The 16,702-nt window shown below is 52.6% G+C and carries 14 protein-coding genes and 1 pseudogene; 8 read left to right on the top strand and 7 right to left on the bottom strand.

What is annotated here, in order from left to right; all coding sequences use genetic code 11:
• Positions 1-8 precede the first annotated feature (8 nt).
• The 4 genes from ptsP (at position 9) to ACJHW7_RS22660 (ending at position 5,189) form a co-directional block, all read left to right on the top strand.
• A complete protein-coding gene (gene ptsP, locus ACJHW7_RS22645) occupies positions 9-2,510 on the top strand; it encodes a phosphoenolpyruvate--protein phosphotransferase (RefSeq protein WP_023308545.1) in 2,502 nt (833 codons plus the stop codon).
• A gap of 11 nt (positions 2,511-2,521) precedes the next feature.
• The gene (gene fsa / locus ACJHW7_RS22650; RefSeq protein ID WP_000424845.1) at positions 2,522-3,184 is read left to right on the top strand and encodes a fructose-6-phosphate aldolase; all 663 of its coding nucleotides are present in this window, start codon (positions 2,522-2,524) and stop codon (positions 3,182-3,184) included.
• Between the two features lie 10 nt (positions 3,185-3,194).
• A complete protein-coding gene (gene gldA / locus ACJHW7_RS22655) occupies positions 3,195-4,298 on the top strand; it encodes a bifunctional L-1,2-propanediol dehydrogenase/glycerol dehydrogenase (protein ID WP_000374004.1) in 1,104 nt (367 codons plus the stop codon).
• A gap of 273 nt (positions 4,299-4,571) precedes the next feature.
• The gene (locus tag ACJHW7_RS22660; protein ID WP_000648014.1) at positions 4,572-5,189 is read left to right on the top strand and encodes a DUF1287 domain-containing protein; all 618 of its coding nucleotides are present in this window, start codon (positions 4,572-4,574) and stop codon (positions 5,187-5,189) included.
• A gap of 26 nt (positions 5,190-5,215) precedes the next feature.
• Here the strand turns inward: ACJHW7_RS22660 and yijE are convergent, their stop codons facing one another.
• From yijE to metF, 3 genes are all read right to left on the bottom strand, one after another.
• On the bottom strand, positions 5,216-6,121 hold the full coding sequence (yijE, locus tag ACJHW7_RS22665; RefSeq protein ID WP_021557390.1) for a cystine transporter YijE: 906 nt from the start codon (positions 6,119-6,121) through the stop codon (positions 5,216-5,218).
• Between the two features lie 93 nt (positions 6,122-6,214).
• On the bottom strand, positions 6,215-8,395 hold the full coding sequence (gene katG, locus ACJHW7_RS22670; protein ID WP_001297636.1) for a catalase/peroxidase HPI: 2,181 nt from the start codon (positions 8,393-8,395) through the stop codon (positions 6,215-6,217).
• A gap of 328 nt (positions 8,396-8,723) precedes the next feature.
• Positions 8,724-9,614: a methylenetetrahydrofolate reductase gene (metF, locus tag ACJHW7_RS22675; protein ID WP_000007523.1), complete on the bottom strand. Its 891-nt coding sequence runs from the start codon at positions 9,612-9,614 to the stop codon at positions 8,724-8,726.
• A 75-nt stretch (positions 9,615-9,689) separates the two neighbouring features.
• Here metF and ACJHW7_RS22680 point away from each other — a divergent pair, with 75 nt between their 5' ends.
• Positions 9,690-9,935, top strand: coding sequence for a hypothetical protein (locus ACJHW7_RS22680; RefSeq protein ID WP_000660587.1), 246 nt, complete (start codon positions 9,690-9,692; stop codon positions 9,933-9,935).
• Positions 9,936-9,962: 27 nt separating this feature from the next.
• Here the strand turns inward: ACJHW7_RS22680 and metL are convergent, their stop codons facing one another.
• A complete protein-coding gene (metL, locus tag ACJHW7_RS22685) occupies positions 9,963-12,395 on the bottom strand; it encodes a bifunctional aspartate kinase/homoserine dehydrogenase II (RefSeq protein WP_021557389.1) in 2,433 nt (810 codons plus the stop codon).
• A 2-nt stretch (positions 12,396-12,397) separates the two neighbouring features.
• Positions 12,398-13,558: a cystathionine gamma-synthase gene (gene metB, locus ACJHW7_RS22690; protein WP_000197201.1), complete on the bottom strand. Its 1,161-nt coding sequence runs from the start codon at positions 13,556-13,558 to the stop codon at positions 12,398-12,400.
• Positions 13,559-13,834: 276 nt separating this feature from the next.
• On the opposite strand from metB, the gene metJ reads away from it, so the two are divergent.
• The 3 genes and pseudogenes from metJ (at position 13,835) to ACJHW7_RS22705 (ending at position 15,657) form a co-directional block, all read left to right on the top strand.
• Entirely contained in the window at positions 13,835-14,152 is a 318-nt protein-coding gene (metJ, locus tag ACJHW7_RS22695) for a met regulon transcriptional regulator MetJ (RefSeq protein WP_000852812.1), read from the top strand.
• A gap of 59 nt (positions 14,153-14,211) precedes the next feature.
• On the top strand, positions 14,212-14,820 hold the full coding sequence (locus ACJHW7_RS22700) for a YiiX family permuted papain-like enzyme (RefSeq protein WP_000702307.1): 609 nt from the start codon (positions 14,212-14,214) through the stop codon (positions 14,818-14,820).
• 144 nt (positions 14,821-14,964) lie between these two features.
• A pseudogene (locus ACJHW7_RS22705) lies at positions 14,965-15,657 on the top strand (IS1 family transposase).
• A gap of 69 nt (positions 15,658-15,726) precedes the next feature.
• Here ACJHW7_RS22705 and ACJHW7_RS22710 read toward each other — a convergent pair.
• Together ACJHW7_RS22710 and ACJHW7_RS22715 are read right to left on the bottom strand one after the other, a co-directional pair.
• Positions 15,727-16,050 (bottom strand): RHS element protein dsORF-f3, encoded by a 324-nt coding sequence (locus ACJHW7_RS22710; protein ID WP_021557388.1) that lies wholly within the window; start codon positions 16,048-16,050, stop codon positions 15,727-15,729.
• A gap of 1 nt (position 16,051) precedes the next feature.
• Positions 16,052-16,702 (bottom strand): RHS repeat-associated core domain-containing protein (locus ACJHW7_RS22715; RefSeq protein WP_263907626.1); only part of this gene is annotated, 651 nt, incomplete at its 5' end.

Here is a 16,702-nt window from a genome sequence, read left to right on the forward strand (position 1 = left end):
GAGAGGCAATGGCCCTGATTGTGGAATTTATTTGTGAGCTACCTAACGGCGTACATGCACGTCCGGCAAGCCACGTTGAAACGCTGTGTAATACTTTTTCATCACAAATTGAGTGGCATAACCTGCGCACTGACCGCAAGGGCAACGCCAAAAGCGCCCTTGCGCTGATTGGCACCGACACGCTGGCGGGCGATAACTGCCAGTTACTGATTTCCGGGGCCGACGAACAGGAAGCGCACCAGCGTTTAAGCCAATGGCTGCGCGATGAATTCCCCCACTGCGATGCGCCGCTGGCGGAAGTTAAATCTGACGAACTGGAACCACTGCCGGTTTCACTGACCAATCTGAATCCGCAAATTATCCGCGCCCGCACCGTGTGCAGCGGTAGCGCAGGCGGCATTCTGACGCCGATCTCTTCTTTAGATCTCAATGCGCTGGGTAATCTTCCCGCAGCCAAAGACGTTGACGCCGAGCAATCCGCACTGGAAAACGGCCTGACGCTGGTACTGAAAAACATTGAGTTTCGTCTGCTGGATAGCGACGGTGCCACCAGCGCGATTCTGGAAGCGCACCGATCCCTGGCTGGCGATACTTCCCTGCACGAACATTTACTGGCAGGCGTCAGCGCCGGATTAAGCTGCGCCGAAGCAATTGTTGCCAGCGCGAATCACTTTTGCGAAGAGTTCGCCCGTTCCAGCAGCAGCTACCTGCAAGAACGTGCCCTGGACGTACGCGACGTCTGCTTCCAGTTACTCCAGCAAATCTACGGTGAGCAACGCTTCCCGGCACCGGGCAAACTGACGCAGCCCGCCATTTGTATGGCTGATGAACTGACCCCCAGCCAGTTCCTCGAACTGGATAAAAATCACCTCAAAGGTCTGTTACTGAAAAGTGGCGGCACCACCTCACATACCGTAATTCTTGCCCGTTCGTTCAACATTCCGACACTGGTTGGTGTAGATATTGATGCCCTTACTCCGTGGCAGCATCAAACGATTTATATCGACGGCAACGCCGGGGCGATTGTGGTTGAGCCAGGGGAAGCCGTAGCTCGTTATTATCAGCAAGAAGCCCGCGTACAGGACGCCCTTCGTGAGCAACAGCGTGTCTGGCTGACCCAACAAGCCCGTACCGCTGACGGTATCCGCATTGAAATTGCCGCTAACATCGCTCACTCCGTGGAAGCGCAGGCCGCATTCGGCAATGGTGCGGAAGGCGTCGGTTTGTTCCGCACTGAAATGCTCTATATGGATCGCACCAGCGCACCGGGCGAAAGCGAGTTGTACAACATTTTTTGTCAAGCGCTGGAGTCCGCCAACGGACGCAGCATTATTGTGCGCACTATGGATATTGGCGGTGACAAACCCGTTGATTATCTGAACATTCCGGCAGAAGCTAACCCGTTCCTCGGTTATCGCGCGGTGCGTATTTATGAAGAATACGCCTCGCTGTTCACCACACAACTACGGTCGATCCTCCGTGCCTCTGCTCACGGCAGCCTGAAAATCATGATCCCGATGATCTCCTCAATGGAAGAGATCTTATGGGTGAAAGAAAAACTGGCGGAAGCCAAACAGCAACTGCGTAACGAACACATTCCGTTTGATGAGAAGATCCAGCTCGGCATCATGCTGGAAGTGCCGTCGGTGATGTTCATCATCGATCAATGCTGCGAAGAGATTGATTTCTTTAGTATTGGTAGTAATGACCTGACGCAATATCTGCTGGCAGTGGATCGCGATAACGCTAAGGTTACTCGTCACTACAACAGCCTGAATCCGGCATTCTTGCGGGCGCTCGATTACGCCGTGCAAGCGGTGCATCGCCAGGGCAAATGGATTGGTCTGTGCGGTGAGCTGGGAGCGAAAGGTTCCGTGCTGCCGTTGCTGGTCGGCTTAGGGCTGGATGAACTCAGCATGAGCGCACCATCAATTCCGGCGGCGAAAGCGCGGATGGCGCAACTTGATAGCCGTGAGTGCCGCAAGTTGCTCAACCAGGCAATGGCCTGCCGTACTTCGCTGGAAGTGGAACACCTGCTGGCGCAATTCCGCATGACCCAACAAGACGCACCGCTGGTCACCGCCGAGTGCATCACACTGGAAAGCGACTGGCGCAGCAAAGAAGAAGTACTCAAAGGCATGACCGATAACCTGCTGCTGGCGGGCCGCTGCCGCTATCCGCGTAAACTGGAAGCCGACTTGTGGGCGCGCGAGGCCGTTTTCTCTACCGGTCTGGGCTTTAGTTTTGCCATTCCCCACAGCAAATCAGAACACATTGAGCAATCCACCATCAGCGTAGCGCGTCTGCAAGCGCCGGTGCGCTGGGGCGATGATGAAGCGCAATTCATCATTATGTTAACCCTGAACAAACACGCTGCGGGCGATCAGCATATGCGCATTTTCTCGCGCCTCGCTCGCCGCATCATGCACGAAGAATTCCGTAACGCGCTGGTTAACGCCGCCTCTGCCGACGCTATCGCCAGCCTGCTGCAACATGAACTGGAACTGTAAAAGGAAACATCATGGAACTGTATCTGGACACCGCTAACGTCGCAGAAGTCGAACGTCTGGCACGCATATTCCCGATTGCCGGGGTGACAACTAACCCGAGCATTATCGCTGCCAGCAAGGAGTCCATATGGGAAGTGCTGCCGCGTCTGCAAAAAGCGATTGGTGATGAGGGCATTCTGTTTGCTCAGACCATGAGCCGCGACGCGCAGGGGATGGTGGAAGAAGCGAAGCGTCTGCGCGACGCCATTCCGGGCATTGTGGTGAAAATCCCGGTGACTTCCGAAGGTCTGGCCGCCATTAAGATGCTGAAAAAAGAGGGTATTACTACGCTTGGCACCGCAGTGTACAGTGCTGCACAAGGGTTACTGGCCGCGCTGGCAGGGGCAAAATACGTTGCTCCGTATGTTAACCGCGTAGATGCCCAGGGGGGGGACGGCATTCGTACGGTTCAGGAGCTGCAAGCGCTGTTAGAAATGCACGCACCAGAAAGCATGGTGCTGGCGGCCAGCTTTAAAACGCCGCGTCAGGCGCTGGACTGTTTACTGGCAGGATGTGAGTCCATCACCCTGCCCTTAGATGTAGCGCAACAAATGCTCAACACCCCTGCGGTAGAGTCAGCTATAGAGAAGTTCGAACACGACTGGAATGCCGCATTTGGCACTACTCATCTCTAAAGGAGCAATTATGGACCGCATTATTCAATCACCGGGTAAATACATCCAGGGCGCTGATGTGATTAATCGTCTGGGCGAATACCTGAAGCCGCTGGCAGAACGCTGGTTAGTGGTGGGTGACAAATTTGTTTTAGGTTTTGCTCAATCCACTGTCGAGAAAAGCTTTAAAGATGCTGGACTGGTAGTAGAAATTGCGCCGTTTGGCGGTGAATGTTCGCAAAATGAGATCGACCGTCTGCGTGGCATCGCGGAGACTGCGCAGTGTGGCGCAATTCTCGGTATCGGTGGCGGAAAAACTCTCGATACTGCCAAAGCACTGGCACATTTCATGGGTGTTCCGGTAGCGATCGCACCGACTATCGCCTCTACCGACGCACCGTGCAGCGCATTGTCTGTTATCTACACCGATGAGGGTGAGTTTGACCGCTATCTGCTGTTGCCAAATAACCCGAATATGGTCATTGTCGACACCAAAATCGTCGCTGGCGCACCTGCACGTCTGTTAGCGGCGGGTATCGGCGATGCGCTGGCAACCTGGTTTGAAGCACGCGCCTGTTCCCGTAGCGGCGCTACCACTATGGCGGGCGGCAAGTGTACCCAGGCGGCGCTGGCACTGGCAGAACTGTGCTACAACACTCTGCTGGAAGAAGGCGAAAAAGCGATGCTTGCCGCCGAACAGCATGTAGTGACTCCGGCGCTGGAGCGCGTGATTGAAGCGAACACCTATTTAAGCGGTGTTGGTTTTGAAAGTGGTGGTCTGGCTGCGGCGCACGCAGTGCATAACGGCCTGACCGCTATCCCGGACGCGCATCACTATTATCACGGTGAAAAAGTGGCATTCGGTACGCTGACGCAGCTGGTTCTGGAAAATGCGCCGGTGGAGGAAATCGAAACCGTAGCTGCCCTTAGCCATGCGGTAGGTTTGCCAATAACTCTCGCTCAACTGGATATTAAAGAAGATGTCCCGGCGAAAATGCGAATTGTGGCAGAAGCGGCATGTGCAGAAGGTGAAACCATTCACAACATGCCTGGCGGCGCGACGCCAGATCAGGTTTACGCCGCACTGCTGGTAGCTGACCAGTATGGACAACGTTTCCTGCAAGAGTGGGAATAACCTACTCCAAACTCCCGGCTTGTCCGGGAGTTTGAACGCAAAATTGCCTGATGCGCTACGCTTATCAGGCCTACGTAATCTCTGCAATATATTGAATTTGCGTGCTTTTTAGGCCAGATAAGACGTTCACGCCGCATCCGGCACTCTGTGCCAGTAATCTGAAACTCCTACGTTGTTCAGGAGTTTTTTATCCGCTTCTGGACATTTTCTCTACAGAACAATCGTTATCCCGGAAGGTCGAATCTGTGACTCTTATTTTCACGGACGAAACAGATGAAAGCTTCACTGGTGCTGGTCAGCCTGCTAACGGCATTTACCAGCCACTCCTTAAAATCTCCCGCCGTTCCACCAACCGTGGTACAAATCCAGGCCAATACCAACCTTACCATCGCAGACGGTGCCAGACAGCAAATCGGCAGCACGCTATTTTACGATCCGGCGTATGTGCAGCTTACCTATCCTGGCGGTGATGTCCCGCAAGAACGCGGGGTATGTTCCGATGTGGTGATCCGTGCATTGCGCAGCCAGAAGGTCGATTTGCAGAAACTGGTGCACGAAGATATGGCGAAGAATTTTGCCGAGTACCCGCAAAAATGGCAGTTAAAGCGCCCGGACAGCAACATCGATCACCGTCGGGTGCCTAATCTGGAAACCTGGTTTACCCGCCACGATAAAACACGCCCCATCAGCAAGAACCCCAGTGACTATCAAGCGGGCGATATTGTCTCCTGGCGATTAGATAACGGGCTGGCACATATTGGGGTGGTTTCAGATGGCTTCGCCCGCGACGGTACGCCGCTGGTGATACATAACATTGGCGCAGGTGCGCAGGAAGAAGATGTGCTGTTTAGCTGGCGCATGGTGGGGCATTATCGTTATTTTGTTAAATAAGCGATCGCCCCACATGAAGAAAAAATTCAGATGCTTTTTACACTAACGGCTTCTTTTTTCTTACGGCTCACCAGCGCCAGTGCCATCACAATCAGCACAATACCGCTACCTTCAACGGCCCCCGGATTCTCGCCGAGCAGCCACCAGGAAAAGAGTACGCCGCAAACGGGAACGGCCAGTGTGCTTAAGCTGGCAATACTGGCAGGCAAGTTTTTCAATACAAACAACCATAAGCTCCACGCCAGTGCCGTCGCCAGAATCGCGCTGTAGGCCAGCGCCCAGAACACGGTGGGCTGCCAGTCAATTTCACGTTGCGGCACCAGTAAAGCGACCACACTCATCACCAGCGCCGCATAGAGCATCTGCCAGGATGTTAACGACAATAAATCCACGCGCGGATGACGGGCATACAGACGTTTAGCAACAATCGCGCTCGCCCCCCAACTAACACCGGAGAGGATTGCCAGCATGGCACTTTTCATCGAAGAGAAATCGAGTTGCCACGGCTGCAACACCAAAAATAAGCCGAAAGCGGCAATCAGAATCGCGAAATATTGCCCACGTCGCAGGCGTTCACCGAGAAACACCGCGGCGAAAATCACCACCCAGAACGGCATGGTATAGCTCAGGATCGCCACCTTCCCCGCTCCGCCGCTGACCAGCGCCCACTGCGCCAGGCCAACCATCCCGCAGGTTTGTAACAGGGCAATGGCTAAGGTGTATTTAAACGGTGTCGGGCGCATTCCGCGACCACGTAATAAAAGGACGATGAATAAAACGAGAGCACCGAAAATGCAGCGTAAGGCGGTAAAGTCGAAGGCACCGATGTAGCTGGTGACTTGCTTCATGAAAATCCAGCTATAACTCCAGATAAGTGTGAGCACAACCAGGCCACTGATTGCCAGTGGGTTGCTCTTTCCTGCGGCAGACATGAGAGATCCAGTGTGTAGTTTTCCTGTGGACACTATACGCCGGTAAAGAAACTTCAGCGACTGCCTGAAAGGCAGTCGCTGAAGAAGGTCAGATTACAGCAGGTCGAAACGGTCGAGGTTCATCACTTTCACCCATGCCGCCACGAAGTCTTTAACAAACTTCTCGTGAGCATCGCTGCTGGCGTAAACTTCAGCCACCGCACGCAGGACAGAGTTAGAACCAAATACCAGATCCGCACGGCTGGCAGTGTATTTCACTTCGCCGGTTTCGCGGTCACGGCCTTCAAACAGCTCTTTCGATTCGTCGGTCGCTTTCCACTCGTAACGCATATCCAGCAAGTTCACGAAGAAGTCATTGCTCAATACGCCAACGCGGTCAGTGAAGACGCCGTTTTTGCTGCCATCGAAGTTGGCACCCAGTACGCGCATCCCGCCCACCAGCGCAGTCATTTCCGGCGCGGTCAGCGTCAGTTGCTGGGCTTTGTCGATCAGCAGTGACTCGGTGGTGGAAACATCCAGACGAGCGCGATAGTTACGGAAACCGTCAGCAATTGGCTCCAGCAGTTCGAACATCTCAATGTCAGTCTGATCCTGACGCGCATCAACGCGACCCGGCGCAAACGGTACATGAATGCTCAAACCAGCGGCGCTTGCGGCTTTCTCAACGCCAACCACACCTGCCAGCACGATGATATCCGCCAGCGAGGCTTTACCAGACTCTTTCTGAATTTTCTCCAGAACAGGCAGAGCACGAACGGCTGCTGCGTTCACATCCCAGTCGCGCTGCGGCATTAATGCCAGACGCGCACCGTTGGCACCACCGCGTTTGTCGCCACCACGGAAGGTAGAAGCAGAAGCCCAGGCCACCGATACCAGCTCACTAACAGACAGACCAGAATCCGCAATCGCGAATTTCAGATCGATAATGTCCTGCTCGGTCGGGTTGTAGATCGGCTGCGGCAGCGGATCTTGCCAGATCAGATCTTCTTTCGGCACTTCCGGCCCGATGTAGCGAGATTTCGGCCCCATATCCCTGTGCGTCAGTTTGAACCAGGCACGGGCAAAGGCTTCGTTGAACGCCTGCGGATCGTTGAGGAAACGACGAGAGATCTTCTCGAACTCAGGATCAAAGCGCAGCGTCAGGTCGGTCACCAGCATCGTCGGTTTACGTTTCTTCGACGGATCAAACGGATCCGGAATAATTTCCGGTGCGTCTACCGCTTCGAACTGGATTGCGCCAGCCGGGCTGCGGGTCTGTACCCACTCATACTTGAACAGGTTCTCGAAGAAATAGTTGCTCCACTGGGTCGGCGTCTGGGTCCAGACTACTTCCAGACCAGAGGTAATGGCATCTGCGCCAACGCCGCTGCCGTAAGTGCTCGCCCAACCTAAACCTTGTTCTTCAATCGGTGCAGCTTCTGGATCAGGACCTACATTTGATGTCGGACCAGCACCGTGGGTTTTACCCAGCGTATGACCACCCGCAATCAGCGCCACTGTTTCTTCGTCGTTCATACCCATGTTGCCGAAGGTCGCGCGGATAGCTGCTGCCGCAGAAAGCGGTTCGCCGCTGTGATCCGGGCCTTCCGGGTTAACGTAAATCAGACCCATCTCGGTTGCACCCAGCGGTGCTTTCGCCAGCGCTTCCGGATGACGGTGAGTCAGCCAGGCTTTTTCATCACCCCAGTTAACATCCAAATCCGGTTCCCAGACGTCTTCACGACCGGCACCAAAACCGAAGGTACGGAAGCCGGAGTTTTCCAGCGCCACGTTACCCGCGAGGATAAACAGGTCGGCCCAGGAGATTTTCTGACCATATTTCTGTTTGATTGGCCACAACAAGCGACGCGCTTTATCGAGGCTTACGTTATCCGGCCAGGAGTTCAGCGGTGCAAAACGTTGCTGACCACGACCCGCGCCACCGCGTCCATCGATTGAACGGTAAGTCCCCGCGCCGTGCCAGGCCATACGAATAAACAGACCGGCGTAGCTGCCCCAGTCGGCTGGCCACCACGGCTGAGATTCTGTCAGCAGGGCTTTCAGATCTTTTTTCAGGCCGTAGTAATCTAATTTGCTGAATTCTTTGCGGTAGTCAAAGTCCTCACCCAGCGGGTTAGAACGATTAGAATGTTGGTTTAACAGGTCAACACGGAGTTGATTTGGCCACCAGTCGCGAGTGGTTGTGCCCGCCCCCGCGCTCTGGTCGTGACCGCCCTGATGGAACGGGCATTTGCCAGTGGCTGTCGTGTTATGGATATCGTCTGACGTGCTCATCAATGTGCTCCCCTCTACAGTGTTACCGTTACGATACACAGCGTTAGAGAGAAGTTATAATTGAATTAATCCACGGATGCGATAGTTGAGATCTTACATATTGTTGGTTAAAGAGATGTAGATCAAATTGATCGTAATTAAGCTTTTTTGATTATGTCCGAATTCGGACAAATGCTTTATAAAAAAGGGTTTTAGCTTCATATCCTTCAAGTAATGAGGGAGAAAACAAGGCTGATAACCTTATTTTCCCGCCCTCATTTCGAGGCAGCATTTTGTGCTCTGTTTAAAATTTGTGATCACTGTGTGATTTTCACAAAAGCCACACTATTTATAAACCAGGTCGAACCCCCAGCGTATGGCAAATCGCGTAACTCATTTCAGCGCGGTTAAGCGTATAGAAGTGGAAATCTTTCACTCCTTCACGGCTTAAAATCTTCACCATATCCATGGCAATATTCGCGCCCACCAGCTTGCGGGTTTCGGCATCGTCATCCAGCCCGTCAAACATTTGCGCCATCCACGCCGGAATACGCACGTTGGTCATGTCGGCAAATTTCTTCGCCTGTTTAAAGTTAGATACCGGCAAAATGCCCGGAATGATTTCCACATCAATGCCCGCCGACACACAGCGGTCACGAAAACGCAGGTAGCTTTCGACATCAAAGAAGAACTGAGTAATCGCGCGGTTGGCTCCGGCATCGACTTTGCGTTTCAGGTTAAGCAAATCCGCCTGAGCGCTTTTTGCTTCTGGGTGAACTTCCGGATACGCCGCCACGGAGATATCGAAATCTGCCACTTCTTTTAACAGCGTCACCAGGTCAGAAGCATACATTTCTGGCTTACCACTTCCCGGCGGCAGATCGCCACGCAGCGCCACGATATGACGAATACCGTTATTCCAGTAGTCGCGTGCAATGGTGCGCAACTCGTCGGGCGTCGCATCAATGCAAGTAAGATGCGGTGCCGCTTCCAGACCAGTGCGATCTTTAATGCCTTTAATAATGCTGTGCGTTCGGTCGCGCTCGCCGGAGTTCGCGCCATAGGTCACCGATACAAACTTCGGTTTCAGGCTGCTAAGGCGATCGATGGAGTTCCACAGGGTCTGCTCCATTTCACTGGTACGCGGCGGGAAAAACTCGAACGAAACGTTAATCTGCCCCTGGACTTCTGCCAGGCTCTGATTCAGGGCATCCCGCTGGCTGGCGTGAAAAAAGCTCATACCTTACCTCATCAATCGCTTGTAGTTATATGTTGTGTTGTGCACATCTATCCGTTTAGACGTCCAGATGTAAAGATGAAGGAAAAGCCGAAGGGCGTCAACCGAAAAATGACCAATGATGGTGAGGAAAAATCAGGGAAGATGAAAAAACTTCAGGATGGTAAGAAAAAGAAAATCCGGTATGCAAAGCAAACCGGACTGCAAATATTAACTAACCATGTACTTATTGCTTCTTGCCGGATTCGTCGTAAACGCTTCATCCGGCCTAATCCTATGATAATTCAATATATTTCATTAGAAACCATAGACCCGAAAACATGAGTACCGGACATTATTAAATTTCTGAAATTACAACAACTGTGCCAGCCGGTTGATATCCGACTGAATCGCCCCGGCGGTGACGTCGCGCCCCGCGCCAGGCCCACGGATCACCAGCGGGTTATCGCGATACCAGCGGCTTTCGATGGCAAAGACGTTGTCGCACGGCAGCAGTGATGCCAGCGGATGGTCTTCACGCACCGCCTCCACGCCCACACGCGCTTTGCCGTTGGCATCGAAACGCGCCACGTAGCGCAGCACCAGCCCCATTTCGCGGGCCGCTTCCAGCCGTTGCACCATCTGCTCGTTAAGTTCATCGCCATTTTCAAAGAAATGGTCGATGCTGCCGCCTTCGCAATGAGCAGGCACCAGCGATTCCACACGTACCTGGTCCGGTTCAATGTTGTAACCCGCTTCACGCGCCAGAATCACCAGCTTGCGCATTACGTCTTTGCCGGAGAGGTCGTCACGCGGATCAGGCTCGGTTAAGCCCTGCTGCCACGCCTGATCCACCAGCTCGGTAAACGGCACGCTACCGTCGAATTGCAGGAACAGCCAGGAGAGCGTGCCGGAGAAGATCCCACTGATCGACAAAATAGTATCGCCGCTGTCGATCAGATCGCGCACGGTGTGGTTGATCGGCAAGCCCGCACCGACGGTGGCGTTGTACAGCCAGTGACGCCCGGTTTTTTCGAAGGCGTCGTGGATCTGGCGATATTTATTGCTGTCGCTTGCTCCCGCCAGTTTGTTGGCACTGATGACGTGGAAACCGTGGCTGGCGAAATCAAGATACTGGTCAGCCAGCTGCTGGCTGGCGGTAACGTCCAGCACCACTAAATCATCATACGGATGGGCGCGCATCCACAGGAAAAGCGACTCTTCATCCTGCTCGACCGCTTCATCGTTGAAGAAGGCTAACGCGCGGCTGGCGTCCAGCCCGTCATAACTCAACAGACTGCGGCGGCTGTCCACCACGCCTGCCAGCACAAATTCAAAGCCGGTACGCGCCGAAAGCGAGCTCTGCTCGCGGGCGAACAGTTCCAGCCAGCGGGAACCGATATTGCCTTTGCCGAACAATACCAGGCCGATGCGTTTTTCTGCGCGGAAGACGGACTGATGCAGGCCCTGAATCAGGCTTTCGGTCGGGCCGGTGCGCAGTACTGCCACCAGGCTGATGCCGTCATCGGACTGCCAGGTAAACTCGACCGGCTGGCCTTTCAGTTGCTGCCAGAAGCGGTGGCAATGCAGCGGGTTACGGGTGACACCCGCCCCGACCATCGCCACCAGCGCCAGCCCCTGACGCAGGCGCAGTTCGCCAGGTAATCCCGCTTCGTCGAGGATTTTCAGCGCACTGTCGGCCACTTCTGAGGTGTAGCAAAATTGCAGCAACTGGCGATCGTTATGCACGCCAACCGCCAGTGGACGCACCTGGGCACGTTTCAGGATTTGGTCGATCTCTTTATGCGCCAGTTTGAAATCCTGACTGGCGGGCACCTGAAACTCAATCAAACAGACATCATCGTGGCTGGTGACAATACGCGCACCAGTACCGGAGGCCAGCACGCGTTCAATGCGCGTGGAACCTTGATCCGGCGTGTAGCTACAGCGCAGCTGCAGGTCGATTTCGCTGCCAGAAACTGGCTGTAAAGTACGGGCGTGAAGAACGGGAGCCGCCAGACGCGCCAGTTCGCTGGCCTCATCCAGACGCAGCAACGGCAGCAGGCAGGCATCTTTCACTTTACGCGGGTCGGCACTGTATACCCCGGCGACGTCGCTCCAGATGGTTACGCGAGAAACACCCGCCAGCGCACCGATTTGTGTCGCGGAATAGTCGGAACCGTTACGCCCCAGCAGCACCGTTTCACCGGCGTTGTTACGGCTGATAAACCCGGTCACCACCAGACGTTTACCCGGATGTTGTACCAGTAGCTGTTGCAGCAACGGGTAAGAAAGCCCTTCATCAACCTGCGGTTGCGCAGCGCGTTCAGCGCGTAAAAACTCGCGGGCATCAAGCCAGGCCGCTGGCAGCCCTTGTTGATTAAGTACCGCAGACATCAGTCGCGCCGACCACACTTCACCGTGGCCCACCACTTCCGCATACACTGCGTCGTTAATACCGCTGTCGAGCAGCGCCGCCAGGCGCTCAAGATCGCTGACAAAAGCGCTAATGAGGCTATCGGCTTCTTCGGCGGGTAGCAGGCCGCTAATCAGATCGCACTGATAGCGACGCAGCGTTTGTTGAACCTGATGCGCAGAGAGACGATCGGTCTGGCTTAGTTTCAACCAGTTAATCAACTGGTTAGTGGTGCTACCGGCGGCGGAAACCACCATCATATCGTCAGGCTGAGAGTACTCCGCCATAATGCCCGCGACACGCAAATAACACTTCACATCAGCCAGACTACTGCCACCAAATTTATGCAGCTGACGACCTTTCGCCCCTGCCTGCGCAATCACACTCATTTTTACCCCTTGTTTGCAGCCCGGAAGCCATTTTCCAGGTCGGCAATTAAATCTTCGCCATCTTCAATACCGGTGGAGATACGCAGCAGCGTCTCGGAGATCCCGGCGGCAGCACGCGCTTCTGGCGCCATGCCTGCATGTGTCATGGTTGCGGCGTGAGAGATTAAACTTTCCACTCCCCCTAACGATTCCGCCAGCGTAAACAACGACAGCCCGCCCAGGAAACGACGCAGCGTCTGCTCATCGCCATCCAGTTCAAAACTCAACATTGCGCCAAAGCCTTTTTGCTGACGCGCGGCAATTTCATGCCCCTGATTTTCCGGCAGCGACGGGTGATACAGTTTTTTCACCAACGGCTGGGTTTGCAGATATTTCACAATCGCCTGCGCGTTGCGCTGCGCCAGCTCCATACGCGGCACCAGCGTTCGCAACCCGCGTAGCAGCAGATAGCTGTCAAACGCGCCGCCCGTCACGCCAATATTGTTTGCCCACCAGGCAAGTTCAGTGACAACGTCCGGGTCTTTAGCAATCACCACGCCAGCCACCACGTCAGAGTGACCGTTCAGATATTTCGTACATGAATGCAACACCAGATCGGCACCCAATGCCAGCGGATTTTGTAATGCCGGGCTTAAGAAGGTGTTATCCACCACGCTCACCGCCCCGACTTCCCTTGCCAGATGGCAGATTTTCGCAATATCCACGACGCGTAACAATGGATTACTTGGGCTTTCTACCAGTACCAGTTTGGGGTTTTCTGCCAGCGCTGCCCGTAATGCCTGTTCATCGCCTTGATCAACAAACAACACGCGATAGCAACCGCGTTTCGCCAGGCTGTCGAACAGGCGATAGCTACCGCCGTAGCAGTCGTGCGGCGCAACCAGCAGATCGCCAGGTTTCAAAAAGACGGTCGTTACCAGGTGAATCGCGGACATGCCGGTATTAGTAAGTACTGCACCAGCACCGCCTTCCAGTTCTGCCAGCGCACGCTGAACCACATCGCGCGTTGGGTTGCCGCGACGCGAGTAATCATGCGCGCGCGGTTCATTAAATCCGGTAAAGTTATAGGTGCTGGAAAGATGGATGGGAGGGACAACGCAACCATACTGTTCGTCGTCATTTAACCCGCTACGCACTGCGATGGTGGCCTGTTTACGCGTCATGTGATGAAGTTCCCTGGGCTTGGTCGGTGAAATGTCAGGCACCAGAGTAAACATTGTGTTAATGGACGTCAATACATCTGGACATCTAAACTTCTTTGCGTATAGATTGAGCAAATCCCAAATAGCCGTTAAAATTATATGCATTATCACGCCGACAGATGCATTACACGATGTCACGGTAACGCCTGTACGGTAAACTATGCGGGTTTACGGTCAGTACCCACATAAATTGTGTGGTCTGGTCTCAATTTATTGACGAAGAGGATTAAGTATCTCATGGCTGAATGGAGCGGCGAATATATCAGCCCATACGCTGAGCACGGCAAGAAGAGTGAACAAGTCAAAAAGATTACGGTTTCCATTCCTCTTAAGGTGTTAAAAATCCTCACCGATGAACGCACGCGTCGTCAGGTGAACAACCTGCGTCACGCTACCAACAGCGAGCTGCTGTGCGAAGCGTTTCTGCATGCCTTTACCGGGCAACCTTTGCCGGATGATGCCGATCTGCGTAAAGAGCGCAGCGACGAAATCCCGGAAGCGGCAAAAGAGATCATGCGTGAGATGGGGATTAACCCGGAGACGTGGGAATACTAAAGCGGAAAAGAGCGGCGCGGAGTTAACCTGCCGCTTTTTTCATACAAGGACGTTTAACGATGAAAATCAGGCTACTGATCCTCAGCCTGCTGGTTTCTGTGCCTGCCTTTGCCTGGCAGCCGCAAACTGGCGACATCATCTTTCAAATCTCTCGCTCATCGCAAAGTAAAGCGATCCAACTGGCGACCCATTCCGATTACAGCCACACCGGTATGCTGGTGATGCGTAACAAAAAGCCCTACGTTTTTGAAGCGGTCGGCCCGGTGAAATACACCCCGCTCAAGCAGTGGATTGCCCATGGTGAAAAGGGCAAATACGTTGTTCGCCGCGTTGAAGGCGGACTGAGTGTTGAACAACAGCAAAAACTGGCGCAAACGGCGAAACGTTATCTCGGCAAACCGTACGATTTCAGCTTCTCATGGAGCGACGATCGCCAGTACTGTTCGGAAGTGGTGTGGAAGGTTTATCAGAATGCGCTGGGAATGCGCGTGGGCGAACAGCAGAAGTTGAAAGAGTTTGATCTCAGCAACCCGCTGGTCCAGGCGAAGCTCAAAGAACGCTACGGCAAAAATATTCCGCTTGAGGAAACGGTAGTTTCACCACAAGCCGTTTTCGACGCGCCACAACTCACCACGGTCGCCAAAGAATGGCCGCTGTTTTCGTGGTAATGGATGATAAAAAAAATAATTCCCGCCGTAGTCTGTTTGTTGCTTTGTAGTTGCACGACCTTTCCGCAAGCTGTCGCTCCGGTAAACGGTGATGCCTCCAATTAGTTGAATTAAGGATATAATACTCGCTTTTAAGGTTGTTTCATGGTCACAGTTAACCTTCATTGTCCCCGTTGCCAGTCCGTTCAGGTTTACCGTCACGGGCAGAACCCCAAAAGACATGATCGATTCCGCGGCCGTGACTGTCACCGGGTATTTCAGCTCAGTTACTGTTACGAGCCCCGTAAACCGGGAGTTAAAGACCAAATCGCTGAAATGGCTTTCAACGGTGCCGGGGTTCGCTATACTGCCCGTACGCTGAAAATCGGCATTAATACAGTCATCCGAACTTTAAAAAACTCTCGCCACGAAGAATAACGTCATCCCCGGTCGCTCATGCTGATGTGGCACTCATCTGCGAACTTAGTCAGCAATGGAGCTTTGTCGGCAGTAAAGCGCGACAGCACTGGCTCTGGTACGTGTACAACACGAAAACTGGTGGTGTTCTGGCCTACACTTTTGGCCCCCGGACTGATGAAACCTGTCGTGAATTGCTGGCGCTGCTTACCCTTTTACCATCGGCATGTTGACCACTGACGAATGGGGTAGTTACGCTAGAGAGTTACCAAAGGAGAAGCATCTGACTGGTAAGATTTTTACTCAGCACATTGAGCGTAACAATCTGACCCTGAGAACCCGAATCAAACGTCTGGCCCGCAAAACCATCTGTTTCTCGAGTTCTGTAGAACTTCATGAAAAAGTCATCGGTGCTTTTATCGAAAATATATGTTCTACTAATTGGAGTCATCACCCTTCTGATGAGCTTTCCTTGGATGATTACCAGACTGAATACACAGCCAAAGATTTTTACCTCATTCTGCTCTTTTTTCTCAAATGACATATATTATATTTTACATCATATTCATAGGCATATGACATTCCCCCGCCCCCCATTATGTCATTGTGGGTTGATGTTGGGCTTTCATAAAAAAATACATCTTTTTTTGAACTAGCATTAATTATATTTACTTTATATATTAAAATATTTTCTCCATCTGGAAATATTTTAGCCACACAATATAAAGCAGCTAAATCCGAATTACTTAAAAATACATTGTCATCACTCATAACTCCAGCCATTAAATGACTGGAGACTAAAGCAAGGAAATAACAACATTGTATTGCCTTCATTTTAATTACTCCCTTGCCTGATAATTGTAACTCCATTCCCTTTAGCTTTGGGATTATATTTTAGATAGGTGTTATTTGGTGTTCCCAAGTAACTACTGTATTCTTTTTTTCCCATTCCATTCATATAAGAATTCGTTAAATCTTTGCTTGAAAAATTTAGACTATCATAAACATCATTTTCTTTTGTTACTTTATTTCCTTTATCGTCAGAGTAAAAACCGTGAGTGTGATAATCGCCTACTCTCTCTGAACCTTCAGGGCATTTTATATTTCGCAAGTCTACACTATCATTATCATTTGAACTTATCGGATTCATGGGAAAATATTCACCTTGCTTCTTACATATTAGTCCACCATATTCTTTAATCTCGTTAATTGATTCTCCATTACACATTGCCAATGCAAATATTCCAATATCATCTATATTTTTTGATTTAAATTCATATAATCCCAATGGATCCATGCCATTCACCGGGCTCAGCGGATATGTATACAGGTTCCATCCCCCCTTCAGCCCAATCGGATCCTGAGTGATATACCGCCCCTGCAGCGGGTCATAATAGCGGTGGCGGTTGTAATACAGGCCGGACTCCTCATCATACTGCTGACCCGGCAGGCGGATGAGCTGCTGCAGCTGGTGCGGGTTCTCTTC

The organism is Escherichia sp. WS1152 (assembly GCF_046487665.1).
In the GTDB taxonomy this organism is placed as follows: Bacteria; Pseudomonadota; Gammaproteobacteria; order Enterobacterales; family Enterobacteriaceae; genus Escherichia; species Escherichia coli.

Coding starts and splice junctions, on each gene's coding strand:
- ptsP (WP_023308545.1), top strand. CDS start 9: ATGGCCCTGATTGTGGAATTTATTTGTGAGCTACCTAACGGCGTACAT.
- fsa (WP_000424845.1), top strand. CDS start 2,522: ATGGAACTGTATCTGGACACCGCTAACGTCGCAGAAGTCGAACGTCTG.
- gldA (WP_000374004.1), top strand. CDS start 3,195: ATGGACCGCATTATTCAATCACCGGGTAAATACATCCAGGGCGCTGAT.
- ACJHW7_RS22660 (WP_000648014.1), top strand. CDS start 4,572: ATGAAAGCTTCACTGGTGCTGGTCAGCCTGCTAACGGCATTTACCAGC.
- yijE (WP_021557390.1), bottom strand. CDS start 6,121: ATGTCTGCCGCAGGAAAGAGCAACCCACTGGCAATCAGTGGCCTGGTT.
- katG (WP_001297636.1), bottom strand. CDS start 8,395: ATGAGCACGTCAGACGATATCCATAACACGACAGCCACTGGCAAATGC.
- metF (WP_000007523.1), bottom strand. CDS start 9,614: ATGAGCTTTTTTCACGCCAGCCAGCGGGATGCCCTGAATCAGAGCCTG.
- ACJHW7_RS22680 (WP_000660587.1), top strand. CDS start 9,690: ATGAAGGAAAAGCCGAAGGGCGTCAACCGAAAAATGACCAATGATGGT.
- metL (WP_021557389.1), bottom strand. CDS start 12,395: ATGAGTGTGATTGCGCAGGCAGGGGCGAAAGGTCGTCAGCTGCATAAA.
- metB (WP_000197201.1), bottom strand. CDS start 13,558: ATGACGCGTAAACAGGCCACCATCGCAGTGCGTAGCGGGTTAAATGAC.
- metJ (WP_000852812.1), top strand. CDS start 13,835: ATGGCTGAATGGAGCGGCGAATATATCAGCCCATACGCTGAGCACGGC.
- ACJHW7_RS22700 (WP_000702307.1), top strand. CDS start 14,212: ATGAAAATCAGGCTACTGATCCTCAGCCTGCTGGTTTCTGTGCCTGCC.
- ACJHW7_RS22710 (WP_021557388.1), bottom strand. CDS start 16,050: ATGAAGGCAATACAATGTTGTTATTTCCTTGCTTTAGTCTCCAGTCAT.